Genomic DNA, 15,493 nt, shown 5'->3' with positions numbered 1-15,493 from the left:
GCGGCAATCCGATAATGCGCAGCGGCGCAGCGGCGCAGCGGCGCAGCGGCGCAGACTGCGGAGGCCTCAGAGGCCTACGATATGAACCGCCTGGCCGACCAACTGTCGGTCGGCCGAACCGTCGATTGATTGGTCAGGATTGACCTCAAGCGCCTCCCGGAGCACGCGTAGACACTCCGGCCAGGAGAGTCGCTCCTGCTCCAACCGAAGGCCGACGCCCCATCGATTCGAACGCAGCCCAACATACACGTCCATCTCGGCAGGCGTTAAGTGAGGTAAGACCTCGGCGCGATTTGGTTTGAGTTCGGTAACCCATAGGGACTGCCCGCGCGAAAAGGTCGCCTCATCCATCAAGATGGATTGCAGCCGTGAAAAGATGCCGCGAGCTCGCGACAGAATGGCAAAACCATGCGTATCCAGGTCGCCCCAGTAGATCATGCGGGGCGGGGAGCTTTGGTCGACGCTGCCAGCGAGATGCTCCGGTCGCAACCAAGGAATGCGAGCGAGCTCCGAAACCGCGTGGCCCAATCGCATGAAGGCAACTGCGCCCTCGAAATCCGGCAGCGCCAGACCGGTTTCCAAGTTTTCTACGATGATGATCGAACGGACAGGAAGGGTCATCCTGGCCACTTCTTCCACCGGCGCCTCGATGTCGCATAGGCCGGCTAGGCTCGCTCGCAGCTCGGGGCACAAGACTCGCAAACGAAGTTTGCCCGCCGGCTTGCGCAACCCGCAAACCTCGTGGAAGTCCTGAGACGCCGCAGTGACCAGCTGACCCTTGACCGCCAATAGAAAATCGCGCACGACGGCCTTGCGCGGTTCGATCCATTTGGTGTCGATGGTTGGCACGGGGAGTTGACGCAGGTACAGGCCTGAGCTCGGATTGGCCTCGAACCACGCAAGAAGCGTTTGCAATCGCTCCACGTCCTCATCGGCCCAGTCCACGAACACTGCGAGGTGGCGCCGGCAGACCGGTGAGCTGCGCAACTTTCCAAAACGCCGGAAAAGCATCTCTCGGCGGTGGCAGGCCTGGCGCCATTGCGGGCCCTGATTTACCCATTCAGCCAGGGCACCTGGGGAATCAATGACCAGACGCGCAGGAATTCGCTGCTCCCCGAGTCGGGTCCACTGGCGAGTTTCCCAGTCCAACGTGATGCCTCTGGGCAAAGCGGCTTGCGCTTGCTCCCACTCTCGCACCCATTTGGCGACGAGGTCCATCGACTCGAGGACATCTCGCTCCTTCAAGCTGCCCATGGGCACGCGGACTGGCCACGTTGCAGCGTCAAGCCCGTCCTCACGGGGCTCCGTGCCCTCGGGCACGCCTGCGTCCTGCAGAAGCCATAGGCCAAACCGCGCGTCTATGCGCCGCTTCATCTCGGCGAGGACGGTGGCCACGGATTCCAACTTCATGCCTCGTGCGCTCACTCTTCGGTCGCGAGGGCGTGCAGCTCTGCGGTCAAGCCGAGGCGCCCTTGGACGTTGTCATACTGGACCTGCGAAAAGCGTGAACTCTTGCCGTCGACGATATGAATGACAGAGGCCCCGCCGATAAAGGGCTCGAGTGTCATCACTGAGCGCATTGGTGTGGCCACCACCATCTGGAACCCGAAGGTCTTGAAAATGGTCATGGCAGCGGCCGTGAATTCCGCATCGGCCTTGTCGAAGGCTTCATCTAAAACGACGGTGGAGTACGAGGGCACTGAGCGATCTTGACCGCCTAGCTGGTAACGCAGCGCGGCAGCAAGGCACGCCGCAGCCAGCTTCTGCCGCTGGCCCCCCGACTTGCCGGCACCACTGTGATAGACCTCGCGCTCGATACCGTCCCGGTCAAGCTCGCGAACGCGGAAGTCCACGTGGAGTCGGACATCCAAGACCAGGGTGCGCCATTTGACGTCGGCCGATTCCTGGCTGGACAAGCGCTTCACCATAGCGCTGAGGGCTTCGAAGCGGCGCTCGGCAGCTTCCTTGTCTTGCGTGAAGGCCTGGGTCAACGCGTCGCGCAATTGCGCGCGAAACGCCTTGACCTCGTCCAGAGCGCGGTCGTGCGGTTCGATCACCAAGTGGGTGCCGGGGTTGTAGTCCGCCGTTTTCAAGCTGCCGTTGACTTGGTCCAGCCGGTCATGAATCTGCTTTCGCTCGATATCCAGGCGCTGCTGCAATGTGGCCAGGTTCTGGTTGCTCTGTTGCTGCAGTAGCTGCATGAATCGGTCTTCGAACCGCGGCAAGTCGTCGCTTTCCAGTCGTTCGAGCTTGGCGATGAAGTCCGTTGCGCTCTCCAATTTTGGGTCCAGACCGCCGGCTTCTGACGGCCAAATGCGGCTGTAGTCCCGAAACGCCTGTTCGATGGCCGCCTGAAGAGCGGCCGAGCGGCCCTTGAGCGTGTCGCGCTCCTTCCCAATGTCCCGGGTTACGTTGTGCAGTACGCTGTCCAGCGACTCCAGAGTCAATTGACGGTTGATACGCACCACGCGTTCTTTGATGGAAGCGCGCATCCCCTCGGTAAGTGCACGAGGTACATGCAGCGCGTCCAGCGATTTTTGCAGGGCCGTCAGTCGTTTTAGGCCGTCGCGCTCATCGCCCTCGGCCTTCTGTCGCTTCGCGACCGCAGCTTCGTAGTGTTTTTCCTGGTTGGCCAAGCGCTCTTGCAAGCCCTTTAGGTCTGGATTGCGCTCCAGCTCGAGGTTGCGCTGCTGCTGCAGCTCGGCAATCTGGCGCAGCAAGCCGTTGACGTCCATCTCTTCCCAACTCACATTGGCGAGGATGTTCGCCTGATCGCGACGCTTCTGAAGTTCGTTGCGCTCCTTCGTGAGTTCGTCGAGTTGCCCCTTGAGCACGGCAAGGTCTACGCCAACCTTTTGCGCCTCGGCGATGTAAACCTGTCTCTTAGCCAGGTTGTCCAAGCCCATTACCCACTGGCGACGGTCGCTGACGTTTGAGCGGTCGTCCTTTTCGTGACGCGTGGAGTTGTGCTTCACCTGGCCGGCCTTGGTGACGGCGCGAGTGCTACTGCGGAACTCCGCCATGTCCTCGACACATTCATAGTCGAAGTGCTGGCGCAATTGTTGACGCATCCAGTCTTGGTGAGGCCCACGGGCCAGCGTGACCTTGCGGACCAGCGAGCCTTCGCTGAGAGAACGACGGTCTGCCTCTGTGGGCGCGTTCATGATGGCGCGCAAATAGACGACACGCATTCCGGTGTGCCGCTCGTTGAGCGCGCGGCTGAAATCGGCGTACAGGTCTGGCTGCACGACGATGGATAGCGAAAAGCCTCGCAGAACGCGCTCTATGGCACCGGTCCAAACCGCTTCCTCGGAACGTACTTCCATCAGCTCACCCGCGAAGGGCAGGTCCTTGGGCTCTGCGCCAAGTTCCTCCGCAAGCTCGGCACGCAGCCGCAGGTACGGCCTTGGAATACTGGATGGTTGGCGCTCCATCGACTCGATTTCGCTGCGCAGTTCGCTCAAACGCTCGGAAAGGCGGTCGTACTGGCTCTTGACGGGGTCTCGACGCTCCTCAAGGTCGTCAGCCGGCGACGGTCCGGTGAGCATGACCCGCGCTTTCTCTTGGATAGCAAGAAAGGTTTGCGGCGCATTGGGAGTCGGCCACTCCAAGGCCCGGCATGCCGCATCGACCACTGCATGCTTGGTGAGGCGATTGCCTTTCTGACCCTCGGCCTCCTTAATTCGAAGCTCCAGGTTTTGAAGCTGTAGGCCGCCGGCACCCTGTACCTGAGAGATGTATTGGTCGCGCACGCTTTTCTCGTGCGCTTCCTTCGCCTTTGCCTCGCCAACGGCGATCTGGGAGTGCTGGATTTCCCTTCTCGTCTCATCGATATCGGCAGTTATCAATATCCCGCGCTGCTCCTGACCATAGCTTTCCAGGTGCTCGTCGATGGCTTGGAGGTCGTCAATCTGTGTCACGACGCCCGCACGGGTCGCAAAGTTGTCCCGCGCTGCCGCCAACGTCTCAATTTGTCGACGAGCCGAAACCACTTCGGCGTGAGCTGCATTGAGCTCCTGGAAGTCGCGAACCAGTCGCTCGGAAACTGAGAACGTTTCTGGTTCGTCGAGCATGAAATCTCGAAGGAACACATTTAGCTCGCCCAGGTCCTTGGTCGACTGCGTCTTGTGCAACAGACGTAGCGCTCGCTCGCTTTCGATGCCCAACAGCCGACAGAAGCGCTCTTGGTAGGCCTTGAATTCTTCGCGGATGAAGGCTTCCGGAAAGGCCGTCTTGAGCTTCCTAACGTCGAAGTCCGTCTCGGCGAACGGTGCCTTGAATTCAGTGACGTCGAATTCGCGCTCGAAGACGAGGTACTGGTGGCGCAGGTCGCGAGTGGATGCACTTTGGCCTCGAATCCACATCAGCATGACGATGGTGACCACCGTTCCCAGCGCGTTGCGGTATGTGGCGGCCAGCGCGCTCCAGGTGGTGCCCTTGCGCAGGAACTGCTGGACGGCCTCACGCTCGTCATTGCTCTGCCGAGCCCAGGCGCCGCGCACGTAGGTCACAAGATTGCGGTCAGAACGGCCGCGATCCGCCTCGCGCGCCGCCGCGTTGAAAGCGCGCCATCGGTCCGGGGTGGTGAGCGCAGCCAGACCATCGAGCATCGTGCTCTTTCCTGAGCCGGAGTTGCCTACGAATAGGTAGCCTTCGGGCGCGATGGCAAAGTCCGCGACCCCTTGGAACGTCCCCCAGTTGTAGGCCTGCAGGCGACGCAGGCGGAACTGCGCTCGGACATCGGGGTCGTCGCCGTCGAGGAACACGTTAGGACGTGTCAAATGCCCGCTCACCATGTCGGCCCCAACTGCAGGAGGGCGCGCCATCAAGGGCGGAGAGGGGGTAGGGGGCGCGCTGTCCACCTCGAACGAAAATAGATCGGGGCCTGGCGAAAACGGGGCGACGGCTGGTGCCAGGGCTATCGGATCGACCTCATTCGCCTGTTTCAAGAGGAACGCGGGCACACTGGTCGTGGCGAACAACCCTTCGCCCCCCGACTGGTTCCCGTTGTTGGAGTCCGTCACGCTTCGTCCCCTTCATCCTCGTTGTCGTCGCCGGTGGCGGCCCCCGCGTCGGGCGCATTCGGAAGGCCGGCTGCCATGGCATAGGCCTTGGTCAGCTGCTCAATCTCCTCTGCAGGAAAAAGTAGCTTGAGCGCAGGCGAAACCTCGAATCGCTCTTCTGAGTTGGCCAGTTTGCGCAACAAGCCCAGCTTTTTTGCCTTCTCCACCGCACCATCGCACTGTTTGGCGAAACGCGACTGGTCGACGTTGTCACTGCGTTCAAACGTCTTGAGGTACTCGAGCATTTCCTGGAGGTCGAGTGCCGCGCGCTCCCCCTGCGCGTCGGCCTGAGTCAGGCGAAGACGCAAGAAGAGCAGCAGCGCGGTCTCGATGAAGGACAGCGTGTTTCGTCGCAGCAGGATCGGGATGTCCACATCCTCTCGGGATACCTGGCGCAAGAAGGCCACCTGCTGGTCCCGGTCCAGTACCAGCTCCAGGAATAGCTCGTGTAGCCGGCTGCGCAGGACTTGCTCGTCGCGCAACACCACTTCCCACGCTTTGGAATGTCGCCGACCGTCTACCAGGGGACCGGTTAAGAGTTGCACCAGTGTGCGGCGCGTGTCCAGCGGCAGGGCGCCGCTATCGCCCTCAAAAGTCTGCTGACGGGTCACCTGCAACGCGGCTACCGAAGCCTCTAACGAGTCGGTGGGAGTGCCGTCCTCGGCGAAAGGAAGAAAGTCAAAGCTGGAATTCATGGGCCCGTTCCCGACGGAAGAACACGGTAGGAGCGTCAGCACGTCGACGCACGCCGTCTGCACCCGTCCATTCAATGGAGCAGTGCTGCGTGTCGAAAATCTGACCGTGCTTCGCGGCCAAGGAGAGATAGCCCACGACGCTGCCCAGGCCCTGCTCGACATCAAAGTTTTCGAGCAATTCGGTCAAGCTCACCACTTCCTTGTCTTCTAGGAGGACGAGGATGTTGCGCTTCAGGGCACGGAGGTCGATCTCCGAACGACGAACCATCTCGACAATTTGATCCATCGAGAGTTCGCCCTCGGGTACCTTCTCCATCGTGGTGTCCGCCATCCGCATGTCGGGGTCGAGCAAACCCCACTGGGCAGCTGAAGCGACCCGGGCACCGGTCGAGGTGAGAGTGAAGCCGATATTGGCGTTGGTACGGAGCTGATCCTTGACTTGAACAGCGCCGCGCTGGGCCGCCCCGAGCAGCTGATGCAGTCGGCGGTTTTCCATGAACTCCCGACTCTGAACGAAATGCTTCAGGCCTCGGGCAAAGCTTTGCTGCACTTCATGCACGGTCGAACCTTCCTTGAGCAGAAGACTCGTGAGGTTGCGCAACATGCGCCGGTCGGCATCACTCAGGCTTCTGGAGAACGAGCGAGAGTTCAGCGCATCGACGGCATCTTCAAGGATGGCGGATTGCTCGTAGTCATTGAGGAGGCGCCAGAAGGCCTGGAAGGTGCGACCGGCGTCGCTATCGCCGATGACGTCCACACCGCTGAAGAGCTTCTCAAGGACATGGCCGCGGCTGCCTTCGTGATCCATAAGGGTTGCGCGTAGGTCGCGGTTGAGTCGCTCAAATTCATCGCGCACCTGCCGAAAATCCGAAACCAGTTCCTCGGCGAGAAAGATAATGTCGCGAGCACGCTCCAACGCCCGCTCATCTGGCAGCGTCGTGATTTGGCCGTTGTTGACGCGCTCAATCTCGCGGTCTATACGGTCGCGCTGCTCGATCAGTGACTCGAGTCGGCTCTTGCGGTCCCCATCAGTTTCTTCCGCAAGTCGCTGCAGTTGGTTGATGACAGTGGCCAGACGGCTTTCCGTTGCAGTGCGGCGCGGCTGGGTCGACCCAACAACGAAGCGCACGGCATTGGCTGCATCGGTCGTGAGGCTGAGCTCTTCCTCGGCGGCGCCTTGAGCAAGGCGCCGCGACAGCCAACCCAGGTCAAGCCATTCCCGCACATAGGCCGGTGCCGCGTAAGGCAACTCATAGCCCTGCGCGCGAAGCGCTTCCATGTCTCGCGTAAGCCGCTCTTCGAAGGTAGACGCGGAGAGCACCTTCTCGTCCTGAAGGAGCAAGTTGTCCAACAGGGCGGCAATGACAGGCGCGCGGTCGGCAGCAAGGAGCTTCCACATCGATTGCTCGCGAAGGTTGCGCAGTGTGGCTGCGCTGCGCAAGATGCTCATGACCTACGCTGTATGGTGCGACGGCGAGAACGACTTTGCTTCTCTGTAGGACCTCATTGACGTCTAGCCCTTCTTACCCCGACACCCTTCGAGTACCGGCATGTCACACCAATGGAACGCTGCGCGCGATCTCCCCAATAGCACGCAGCGGCGCTGTCGGGCATTGTAGAAATGATTACTTACCCCGCAATGTGAACGTTTCCACACTTCTTCGTTTCGCGCCCCTCGACTGCTCCCGGACCGCAGACTCGCGCGCCGTACGCAAGGACTGAATGCAGTTCAGGGACATCGCCAGCATGCTTGGAGTCAGCCAGGAGGCGTGCCGCAAGGTCTGCCGCAGGGTGGGGTGGCCCGACCTGCCCCGGCGATCCCTGAAGCTGCGCGCCGTGCGCCGCACCCATCGCGCCTCGCGACACACGCCATCTGGCAAACGTCAACGTGCGCCGCTCAATCGTTCAGCAATCCACTGCCGCCAAAGATTCTTGCCGTGGTCTTGATAGCGGCGTGCGGCTTCGAGCAATTGCAGGCGCAGGGCCGATTTCATGAGTTCTGGCGGAAGCAAAGGGTCCCGCACCAGGTACTCGATGACCTCCCGGCCCAAGACAAACGACTCCACCACCGCGTGATCCAGCGTGGACCGGGCGAGCCGCGGCAGGCTTGCCCGAAGTCGCTTGAGCAGCGCAGTGTCCGTGGCAACAATTTCCTCGACACGCCAAAGGCCTCGCGCTTGGGTCTCTATTTCCTTCGGCAACGCGCTGATGTGAAACGCGAACGCCGAGGGGGAAAGCCCCACGTCCGTCATCTGCGCCCTCAGCTCGTCGACAGAAAGGCGCAGGTTCGCGGGCCGCACGTGCAAGCCCGCTCTGAGCTGCCTGAATCCCCACAAGTCCATCGCCAACTGGTGGCGGCGCCAGACAATCTTCTCAGCGCGTGCCACGTCTGCGTCCTGAACGGCAATCCATTGTCCGGCCTCCCAAGGGCCCATCACGAAGTGCTTGTCTCGCCAATTCGTGACCGCGCGCGCTACGCCCGCTGGACGACGGGCTCGGTAGCTCGCACGCGCGTGCCGCTCGATCTTCCCGTCGACCACCAAGCGCCCCAGCGCCACTCGAATCGCGACGTCGCCAATGCCAATGAGCCGCCCGGCTTGAATGAGGACCTGGGTCGGCACGGGTTGCTCATTGGTGCCAAGCAGGTCGAGTAACAGGTCGGGAGCTTTCAAACGCATCCCTCAAAGTTACATGGAATTGCCGTCGTTGTGAAACTTTGAAACAACCCATAGCATCCCTGCCGAAGCAGCATGGAGCATCAATTGGCCGAGCCTGACAATGTAAGAGTGGAGCAAATCGGTGGCGTGTGCGTCATCACGCTGGCAAGGCCCGAGCGCCGCAACGCGGTCGATGGACCAATGGGCGTCGAGTTGCGCCAGGCATTTGAACGTTTCGAGGCTGACCCTCAGGCGCGTGTCGCGATTCTGACGGGTCAGGGGGAACACTTTTGTGCGGGCGCCGACCTCAAGTCTGTCGGAGACCCCCAACGACGGGCGGCTTTGGACGAAAGTGGCGCAGGTCCCGGCCCTATGGGCCCCACCCGCATGATGCTGTCAAAACCCCTGATTGCCGCCATCGAAGGCTATGCGGTGGCAGGCGGCCTGGAACTGGCCTTGTTGGCCGACATGAGGGTGGCTGCGCACAGCGCCGTCCTTGGTGTCTTTTGCAGACGCTGGGGCGTACCGCTCATCGACGGAGGGACGGTCCGCCTTCCCAGAATTGTTGGCATGGGCCGCGCGCTCGACCTCATCATGACCGGTCGGCCGGTCAAGGCAGACGAAGCGCTGGCCATGGGACTGGTCAACCGGGTAGTCCCTCAAGGCCAAGCGCTTGAGGCGAGCTTGGAACTGGCCCAGCAGATCCTCTCGTTTCCTCAGGAATGCATGCTGGCCGATCGACGTTCTGCCTATGAGCAATGGAATCTGGAACTCGCCGAGGCACTGCGCAACGAGGGACGCATTGGCACGCCAATGGTCCTGGCCGAAGGAGTGCATGGCGCGAGCCGGTTCGCTCAAGGAGCGGGTCGTCACGGCAGTTTTGACGCGCCGGAAGCGGCATGAAGAACCAACAACGCAAGGAGACAAGCATGACCAACTCGCATGCCACAGGTGCGACCTACCTGGACATTATCAAACGCGGTGCCCGCCAGCACGGCCCGCGCGTCGCGATTTCCTTCGCAGGCCAATCCCTGACCTTCTCTGAGGTTGACCTGCTGAGTAACCGGTTGGGCAACGCGCTGCGCGGATGTGGCATTGGGTCCAGGCAGCGCGTTGCGCTCCTGGTCAACAACAGCATCTTGAGTGTTCCACTGGACTTTGCCTGTGTGAAGGCGGGCCTCAATCGAGTTCCGCTCAACAGCAGGCTCTCGGCAGCCGAGCACGTGCGAATGGTTCAGGAAACGGCTGTCCAGGCGCTCGTCTTCGGGCCCGACCTTCAAGCGCGCGCAGCCGAGATTGCGGCTGCCGTTCCCGGCCTTCGTCTTCTCGGGCTCGGCAGCCACTTGGAGGGGGCGGACCACGGCGCTGCGGATCTGCTGGCGCTCGCGGAGTCCTCGGCGGACGCGCCTCTGGACTACGTACCCGAGCCCGACGATGTGGTGCTGACCTTGTTCACGTCAGGCACCACCGGTACCTTGAAGGCAGCCCAGCACACACAGGCGTCTTACGCGGCCATTTGCAAGAACGTCCTGCTCAACCTCATTTCGCCGGACCGAAACGACGCGATGCTGCACGCGGCCTCGCTCATCCATGCGAGCGGTGTGTTCGTCCTGCCGTTCTGGCTCAGGGGTGCCCGCACGGTGGTTCTGCCGGGCTTCGAACCGCGCGGCTTCCTGCAAGCCATCAGAGACAACGCAATTACGGCGATCAACCTCGTGCCGACCATGCTTCAGATGCTGTGCGAACTGCCAGACATTGCGGCGGCCGATGTTTCGTCGCTCAAACAAGTCATCTACGGCGCCTCGCCAATGCCGCGCGCCACGATCGAGCGAGCGATGGCTCTGTGGGGGCGTGAGCGTTTCTATCAGTACTACGGGCAAACCGAGGTTCCGTTGTGCTTGGCGGTGCTGCGCCCTGAAGACCACGAGGGCGAGCGCCTTGGCGCGTGCGGACAGCCCTCGGTCGATGTCGAGCTCAAGCTGGTGGACGAGTCCGGCAACGAGGCGGCCCAGGGAGAGCCTGGAGAGATCGTGGTTCGTGCGCCTTCGGCCGTCCGCGGCTACTACAACGCGCCCGAGCTGAACGCGAACACGTTCACCAGCGACGGCTGGGTCAAAACCCGCGACGTAGGCGTATTTGATGCCAACGGCTTCCTGTATTTGAAGGACCGTACGTCTGACATGATCATCTCGGGCGGCTACAACGTCTACCCGCGCGAGGTAGAGGACGTGCTGCTTGGTCACCCTGCGATTGCCGAATGTGCAGTGGTCGGCGCCCCGGACGACAAGTGGGTTGAAGTGGTCACAGCGGTGGTGGTCCTGCGTGCGGGCCAAGCCGTCGGAGAGCAGGACTTGATCTCATATGTTGCGCAATCGCTGGCGTCATACAAGAAGCCTCAGCGCATCGTCTTCGCGCAGGCAATTCCCAAGACCGCCGTGGGCAAAGTGAACAGGAAGCTTCTGCGTGACCAGATGAAGTGAGGGCGATTTGGCGTTCTCACCTTTCTGAGCACTTCTGGCCAAGCGCAAGAACTCCAACAATCGCCAGGGCCGAAGGAGTCAGCAAGCCGAGCCAGAGCAGCACGCCGAAGGACCAGCCAATGGCGACCACCGCGCATGCCAGCGCCGACGCCAGCAGCGTGATGCCGGCCGCGCGCAATGCCAACCGCGCGTTGCGGCCACGCCAGCGGGGCGCTAGCCATGTTTGGTGTCGCTCCATGGCGAACGCCAGGGCGGCCATCCCCGGCACGGACAGACTGAGCAGCGCGACTGCGATCAGCACAATGTGCGCCGTGCCTGGTGCCGCTTCACCTTCCAGGCGAGGCCGGCGAACGCGGCACCGATTGCAAGCGAGGCCAGATCGAATCCGGCCATGACCCAGTCGGCATCCGGCACTGATTGCAGGAGGTGCCGCGAGGTCGTTGCCGCATTCAGAACGGGCAGCAAGCCAAACGCCACCGCGGCGAAGATTGCCTGTTCCTTCCATGCGCAAAGCGCCGGGCGCAGCGCGGCAAGGATGAACATCAGCAGCCAGGCAGCGAACAAGGCGTGCATCTCCAGTTCGGCGCGGTGCGCCATACCGGTGGGCAGGAGCCGATTCGCCCAGAAGTAGGCACCGATCGCTACCGGCAGGCCGATGAACACGGCAACGTTCAGTCGTTCCGCCAGGCGCAGTCCCGCGTGTGCCATGTCTCGGCCCCTTTCCGCACGCTGGCGGCGCTTGACGCACCACAGCACCATCCCCGTGGCGATCATGACGGCGCCCAGCAGGCCTGACAGCACATAGATGGCGCGCAGAGCAGGCGGTGCAAACATGCCTTCGTGCAGGCCCAGCATCGCGTCCCGCAACGCCTTCGGGCCGGATTGCCAGGCCTGCCGCTCCGCCAACCGTTCGCCACTCACACCGTCGTAGGTGAGGATGCTCGTCGCGCGAAGCGGGCCGGCGGCAAAGTTCCCGATGACGTGGACGCGGGCATGCGCGTCATTTGGATCCTGCACCTCCAGCGCGGCGACGGCATTCGGGCCCCAGCGGTCTTGCGCGTCGCGCCATAGCCGATCAAGCGGCAGGAGCATGGCCGACCGGCCAGCGGCTGGCGCCGATGCCAGCGGCGGGAACACCTCGTCCAGGAAGACATCCTGACTCGCCTGGCCGGGCCCGTACCAGGCGGCGGCGACCAGGGGCATGAACGAGAACATCAGGAAGATCAGACCTGAGTACGTGATCATCAGCTGGAACGGCAGCGACACCACGCTCGCCACATTGTGCGCATCGAGCCAGGAGCGCTGGCCCTTGCGCGGTCGGAAGGTAAAGAAGTCCGCAAGGATCTTCCTGTGCACGACGATGCCGGTGACCAGGGCAAGCAGCAACGCGAGCGTGGCGATGCCCACGATCCAGAGACTGCCCAGTGGCGGCAGATAGTGCAGCCGCCAGTGCATCTGATAGAGCGCCTGACCGCCGCCCGTGTCCCGTGTCTCGATCTGTCGGCCTGAGCCAGGATCGAGATAGGCGGTGCCCGACGCAGCGGGCGCGCCCGCACGCGCTGCTTGCCACGACACGTGCAGATAGGGCTCGTTGCGGTCGATCGGCAGTGTGAGGGTCCAGCGTTGACCATGGGCCGCATGCGATTGCAGGAAGGCTTGCGCGCGGTCGATCGCCATCTTCTGAGAAGGCGGATAGGACGCGACCGGCAGTTCGGGGCGCATCCAGCGATCGATCTCCGTGTCCAGATAGCCGAGCGTGCCTGTGATGAAGATGAAGTACAGCAGCCAGCCGAACAGCAGGCCCAGCCAGGTGTGCAGCCACGCCATGGATTGTCGGAAACGGTCCTTCATGGCCGCAACCACCTCATTTCACAGGAGCGCCCATGCCACGAGGCTGCTCAACAACACCAGCACGCCAAGCCCTGCCCATGCAGACCGCGCACTGCCCGCCGAGAACGCCCACATGATGGCGCCGGCGTAGACAGCAAAGCTCATTTGCATGGCGATCAGCACGGCATCGGAACGCGCTGCGCCGCCCCAGCAGGCCGCCACGATGGCCACGGGCAATGTGCTGGCAAGCGCGTAGCCGCCGAGCACGGCCGCCAGGCATCGCGAGAACACATTCCAGTGCGCGGAAGTCATGGGACGGTTTCAGGTGCTGCCGCGACCGTCGGCCGCCTCGCAATCCACAGTTCAGAAATCCGCCGAGACCGACAACAGGAACGTGCGTGGTGCCCCGACCGTCAGACCTTCGCGCGCTGCCGACTGCCAGTAGCTCTTGTCCAGCACATTTTCGATGGCGCCGCGAATCGTGACCGGTATGTTGCCGGTCATGAAGCGATACCGGGCGCCGATGTCGTAGCGCGTCCAGCCTGGAAGCTGTTGTGTGTTGCCGACATCCACGTACTGTCCGCTGGTGCGCAATGCGCGCGCCGTCAACGTGAAGCCAGGCAAGAAGGGCGTGTCCCATTCGCCGGCGACGTTCAGCTGGAACTTCGGCGTCGCAGGCGCGGTGCGGCCGTCGTTGACGCCGCCTTCCGTCTTCAGCAAGGTGCCATCGGTGTAGGCGGCCCCCGCCAGCAGGCGCACGCCCCGGGCGAGCTCGCCCTGGGTGATGAGTTCGGCGCCGCGATTGCGCTGTTCGCCGTCCGCTCTGAAGAGAAGGCTCAAAGGGTCCAGAAAGCTGCTCGGGCGCTCGATCTGGAACACACTGAACGTGGCAGCAAAAGTGCCAAAGTCGTACTTCGTGCCGAGCTCCAGTTGCCTGGTCTTGATTGGCGGGAACACCTGACCCGCGTTGGCGGCGCCATCGGGCGCGACGGGGCCCTGGCTCAGGCCTTCGATGTAGTTCCCATACACCGACAACGCGTCGGTGGCCTTGAACACCATTGCCGCCATCGGCGTCACGGCAGATTCGTCGTAATGCGCGATCTGGGCGCCGCTGACGGGGTTGAAGCCGGACGTCTCGACCTGCTGGTTGCGTGCGCCGAGCGTCACCTGGATGCGCCGATCGCTGGAGAAGATCGTGTCCGCCAGCGCGAGGCTGCGCAGCCGCGTGTCGGCCACCTTCGGTGTGCCGGCGGCGATCGCGATGCTCGGCTCTGGAATGTCGACGGGCGCGTAGAGACTGGAAAAGATGATGTCGCCGTTCTGGCGGCGCGTCCCCTGTTCCGAAGCGTAGGTGCTGACACTCATCACGGGCTCATGGTGCAGCGGGCCCGTCTCGAATTTGCCGCGCAGACCGGCCTCGGCCGTCCTGGTTTCAATGTCCTCGTTCAGCCGCGCGGGACGTCCGGCGATCTCGCCTTGGGTGTCCAGCATCAGCCAACTGGTCTGCAGGCTTCTGAAGTCGTACTGCTGCGCGCCGATGGCTCCCCAGGCCGTCACACCGGGCGCCACGTCTACCTCTGCGCGCACCATGCCCGAGAGTTCCTTGGTCTTCCAGTACGTCCACTCAGGCAGGAAGTTGGTCTTGGCATCGGGGGCCGGGCCGATGGGTATGCCCGCCTCGGGCGGGAACAACAGGCCGCTGCGCGCATACGTCAGTCGGTTCTGGTAGGTTAGGTCGGCCTCCAGCCGCACGCGATCGCCCTGGTAGTCGACGCCGAGGGCGAAGGCGTCCACGCTTTCGCTGGAGTGGTCGATGGGCGTGTCGCCCGACCGGTAGAGGGCGTTGGCGCGCACCCCCAATTCCCTGTTCGCGCCGAAGCGACGCGCGACGTCGAACTGGGTGCCGAACTGACCGTCATCGATATAGGAGAGTGCCAGCCGGTTGAGATTTTCTGCGCCGGCCCGCTTGGGCACGAGGTTGATGGCGCCACCGACAGAACCCGCAGGCGCCATGCCGTTGAGCAAGGCGTTGGGACCGCGCAGGACCTCCACGCGCTCGATGCCGATCATCGAGCTGGAATTGCGCGGAGAGAGGCCGTACAGCCCGTTGAAGGAGACGTCGTAGTTGAACAGCGTGAATCCGCGGATATTGAATTCGTCGCGCCCGGACCCGCGTGAGTAGGTGTTCCGAACCGTGGGGTCGTTGAGCAGGACATCACCCAGGTTCTGCGCCTGCTGGTCGTCGATCAGCTGCGAGGTGTACTGCGTCGAGTTGAACGGGGTGTCCAGCATGTCCTTGTCGCCCAGTAGCCCAATGCGGCCGCCGTACGCCACTTGCCCACCGGGGTAGGCGTCAGGCAGCCGGGTGGCCGAGTCCGTCACCTGGACCACCGGAAGGCTGGGTGCGCTCGTCTGGCCGGTCGGGGCCTGCCTGACCAGCACGGCCGAACCGTCGACTGTCGCCTCCAGGCCGCTGCCGGCCAGCAGCCGCTCCAGCGCCTGGGTCGCTGTCAGGCGACCCGACACGGCCGGCGCGGTCTTTCCGGCTACCAGGGCTGCCGGGAAGCTCATCTGCAAGTTGGCCTGTCGAGCCAGCTCGTTGAGCGCCTGCGCGAGCGACTGCGCAGGAATCGAGAGCGCTGTGGCGCCCGGAGTTGCGACGCCGGTCTGGGCATGTGCGGCGGGCGTGATGCCTGCGGCGAAGGTCGCGGCAATGGCAGCCGCCAGGGTCAGCGGGGCAGGGTTGAAACGCGCGGCGCGCATGGATC

11 protein-coding genes are annotated in these 15,493 nt (G+C 63.0%); 2 read left to right on the top strand and 9 right to left on the bottom strand.

Going from position 1 to position 15,493, the window contains the following annotated elements:
• Positions 1–66: 66 nt before the first annotated feature.
• The 5 genes from VES41_RS05530 to VES41_RS05510 all read right to left on the bottom strand — a co-directional run bounded on the left by VES41_RS05530 (position 67) and on the right by VES41_RS05510 (position 8,430).
• Positions 67–1,410 carry a DUF3322 domain-containing protein gene (locus tag VES41_RS05530; protein WP_324814021.1) on the bottom strand — a complete coding sequence of 448 codons (1,344 nt, stop codon included), beginning with the start codon at positions 1,408–1,410 and terminating at the stop codon, positions 67–69.
• Positions 1,411–1,421: 11 nt separating this feature from the next.
• Complete coding sequence (locus VES41_RS05525) at positions 1,422–5,024, bottom strand: ATP-binding protein (RefSeq protein WP_324814018.1); 3,603 nt, start codon at positions 5,022–5,024, stop codon at positions 1,422–1,424.
• The gene (locus VES41_RS05520; RefSeq protein WP_324814015.1) at positions 5,021–5,758 is read right to left on the bottom strand and encodes a DUF4194 domain-containing protein; all 738 of its coding nucleotides are present in this window, start codon (positions 5,756–5,758) and stop codon (positions 5,021–5,023) included. Before VES41_RS05520 ends, VES41_RS05525 begins: the two co-directional genes overlap by 4 nt.
• On the bottom strand, positions 5,742–7,208 hold the full coding sequence (locus VES41_RS05515) for a DUF3375 domain-containing protein (RefSeq protein ID WP_324814012.1): 1,467 nt from the start codon (positions 7,206–7,208) through the stop codon (positions 5,742–5,744). Before VES41_RS05515 ends, VES41_RS05520 begins: the two co-directional genes overlap by 17 nt.
• 433 nt (positions 7,209–7,641) lie before the next feature.
• Positions 7,642–8,430 carry a PaaX family transcriptional regulator gene (locus VES41_RS05510; RefSeq protein WP_324814010.1) on the bottom strand — a complete coding sequence of 263 codons (789 nt, stop codon included), beginning with the start codon at positions 8,428–8,430 and terminating at the stop codon, positions 7,642–7,644.
• A 78-nt stretch (positions 8,431–8,508) separates the two neighbouring features.
• On the opposite strand from VES41_RS05510, the gene VES41_RS05505 reads away from it, so the two are divergent.
• Together VES41_RS05505 and VES41_RS05500 are read left to right on the top strand one after the other, a co-directional pair.
• Positions 8,509–9,318: a crotonase/enoyl-CoA hydratase family protein gene (locus VES41_RS05505; RefSeq protein WP_324814008.1), complete on the top strand. Its 810-nt coding sequence runs from the start codon at positions 8,509–8,511 to the stop codon at positions 9,316–9,318.
• Positions 9,315–10,895, top strand: coding sequence for a class I adenylate-forming enzyme family protein (locus tag VES41_RS05500; RefSeq protein ID WP_324814005.1), 1,581 nt, complete (start codon positions 9,315–9,317; stop codon positions 10,893–10,895). Before VES41_RS05505 ends, VES41_RS05500 begins: the two co-directional genes overlap by 4 nt.
• Positions 10,896–10,911: 16 nt before the next feature.
• Here the strand turns inward: VES41_RS05500 and VES41_RS05495 are convergent, their stop codons facing one another.
• From VES41_RS05495 to VES41_RS05480, 4 genes are read right to left on the bottom strand one after another with little or no spacing between them, the layout of a single operon-like run.
• Positions 10,912–11,196, bottom strand: a complete 285-nt coding sequence (locus VES41_RS05495) for a DUF3325 domain-containing protein (RefSeq protein WP_324814003.1) — start codon at positions 11,194–11,196, stop codon at positions 10,912–10,914.
• Positions 11,190–12,746: a PepSY-associated TM helix domain-containing protein gene (locus VES41_RS05490; RefSeq protein ID WP_324814001.1), complete on the bottom strand. Its 1,557-nt coding sequence runs from the start codon at positions 12,744–12,746 to the stop codon at positions 11,190–11,192. The genes VES41_RS05495 and VES41_RS05490 overlap by 7 nt, the downstream gene beginning before the upstream one ends.
• An 18-nt stretch (positions 12,747–12,764) precedes the next feature.
• The gene (locus VES41_RS05485) at positions 12,765–13,037 is read right to left on the bottom strand and encodes a hypothetical protein (protein ID WP_324813999.1); all 273 of its coding nucleotides are present in this window, start codon (positions 13,035–13,037) and stop codon (positions 12,765–12,767) included.
• Positions 13,038–13,088: 51 nt separating this feature from the next.
• Positions 13,089–15,488 (bottom strand): TonB-dependent receptor, encoded by a 2,400-nt coding sequence (locus VES41_RS05480; RefSeq protein ID WP_324813997.1) that lies wholly within the window; start codon positions 15,486–15,488, stop codon positions 13,089–13,091.
• Between the last annotated feature and the right edge of the window lie 5 nt (positions 15,489–15,493).

It is taken from the genome of Variovorax sp., assembly GCF_035634955.1.
Taxonomy (GTDB): domain Bacteria; phylum Pseudomonadota; class Gammaproteobacteria; order Burkholderiales; family Burkholderiaceae_C; genus Variovorax.
The sequence above is the reverse complement of the archived record's forward strand: the minus strand, read 5'-3'. Positions and strand labels throughout refer to the sequence as shown.

Coding starts and splice junctions, on each gene's coding strand:
- VES41_RS05530 (WP_324814021.1), bottom strand. CDS start 1,410: ATGAAGTTGGAATCCGTGGCCACCGTCCTCGCCGAGATGAAGCGGCGC.
- VES41_RS05520 (WP_324814015.1), bottom strand. CDS start 5,758: ATGAATTCCAGCTTTGACTTTCTTCCTTTCGCCGAGGACGGCACTCCC.
- VES41_RS05515 (WP_324814012.1), bottom strand. CDS start 7,208: ATGAGCATCTTGCGCAGCGCAGCCACACTGCGCAACCTTCGCGAGCAA.
- VES41_RS05505 (WP_324814008.1), top strand. CDS start 8,509: ATGGAGCATCAATTGGCCGAGCCTGACAATGTAAGAGTGGAGCAAATC.
- VES41_RS05500 (WP_324814005.1), top strand. CDS start 9,315: ATGAAGAACCAACAACGCAAGGAGACAAGCATGACCAACTCGCATGCC.
- VES41_RS05490 (WP_324814001.1), bottom strand. CDS start 12,746: ATGAAGGACCGTTTCCGACAATCCATGGCGTGGCTGCACACCTGGCTG.
- VES41_RS05485 (WP_324813999.1), bottom strand. CDS start 13,037: ATGACTTCCGCGCACTGGAATGTGTTCTCGCGATGCCTGGCGGCCGTG.
- VES41_RS05480 (WP_324813997.1), bottom strand. CDS start 15,488: ATGCGCGCCGCGCGTTTCAACCCTGCCCCGCTGACCCTGGCGGCTGCC.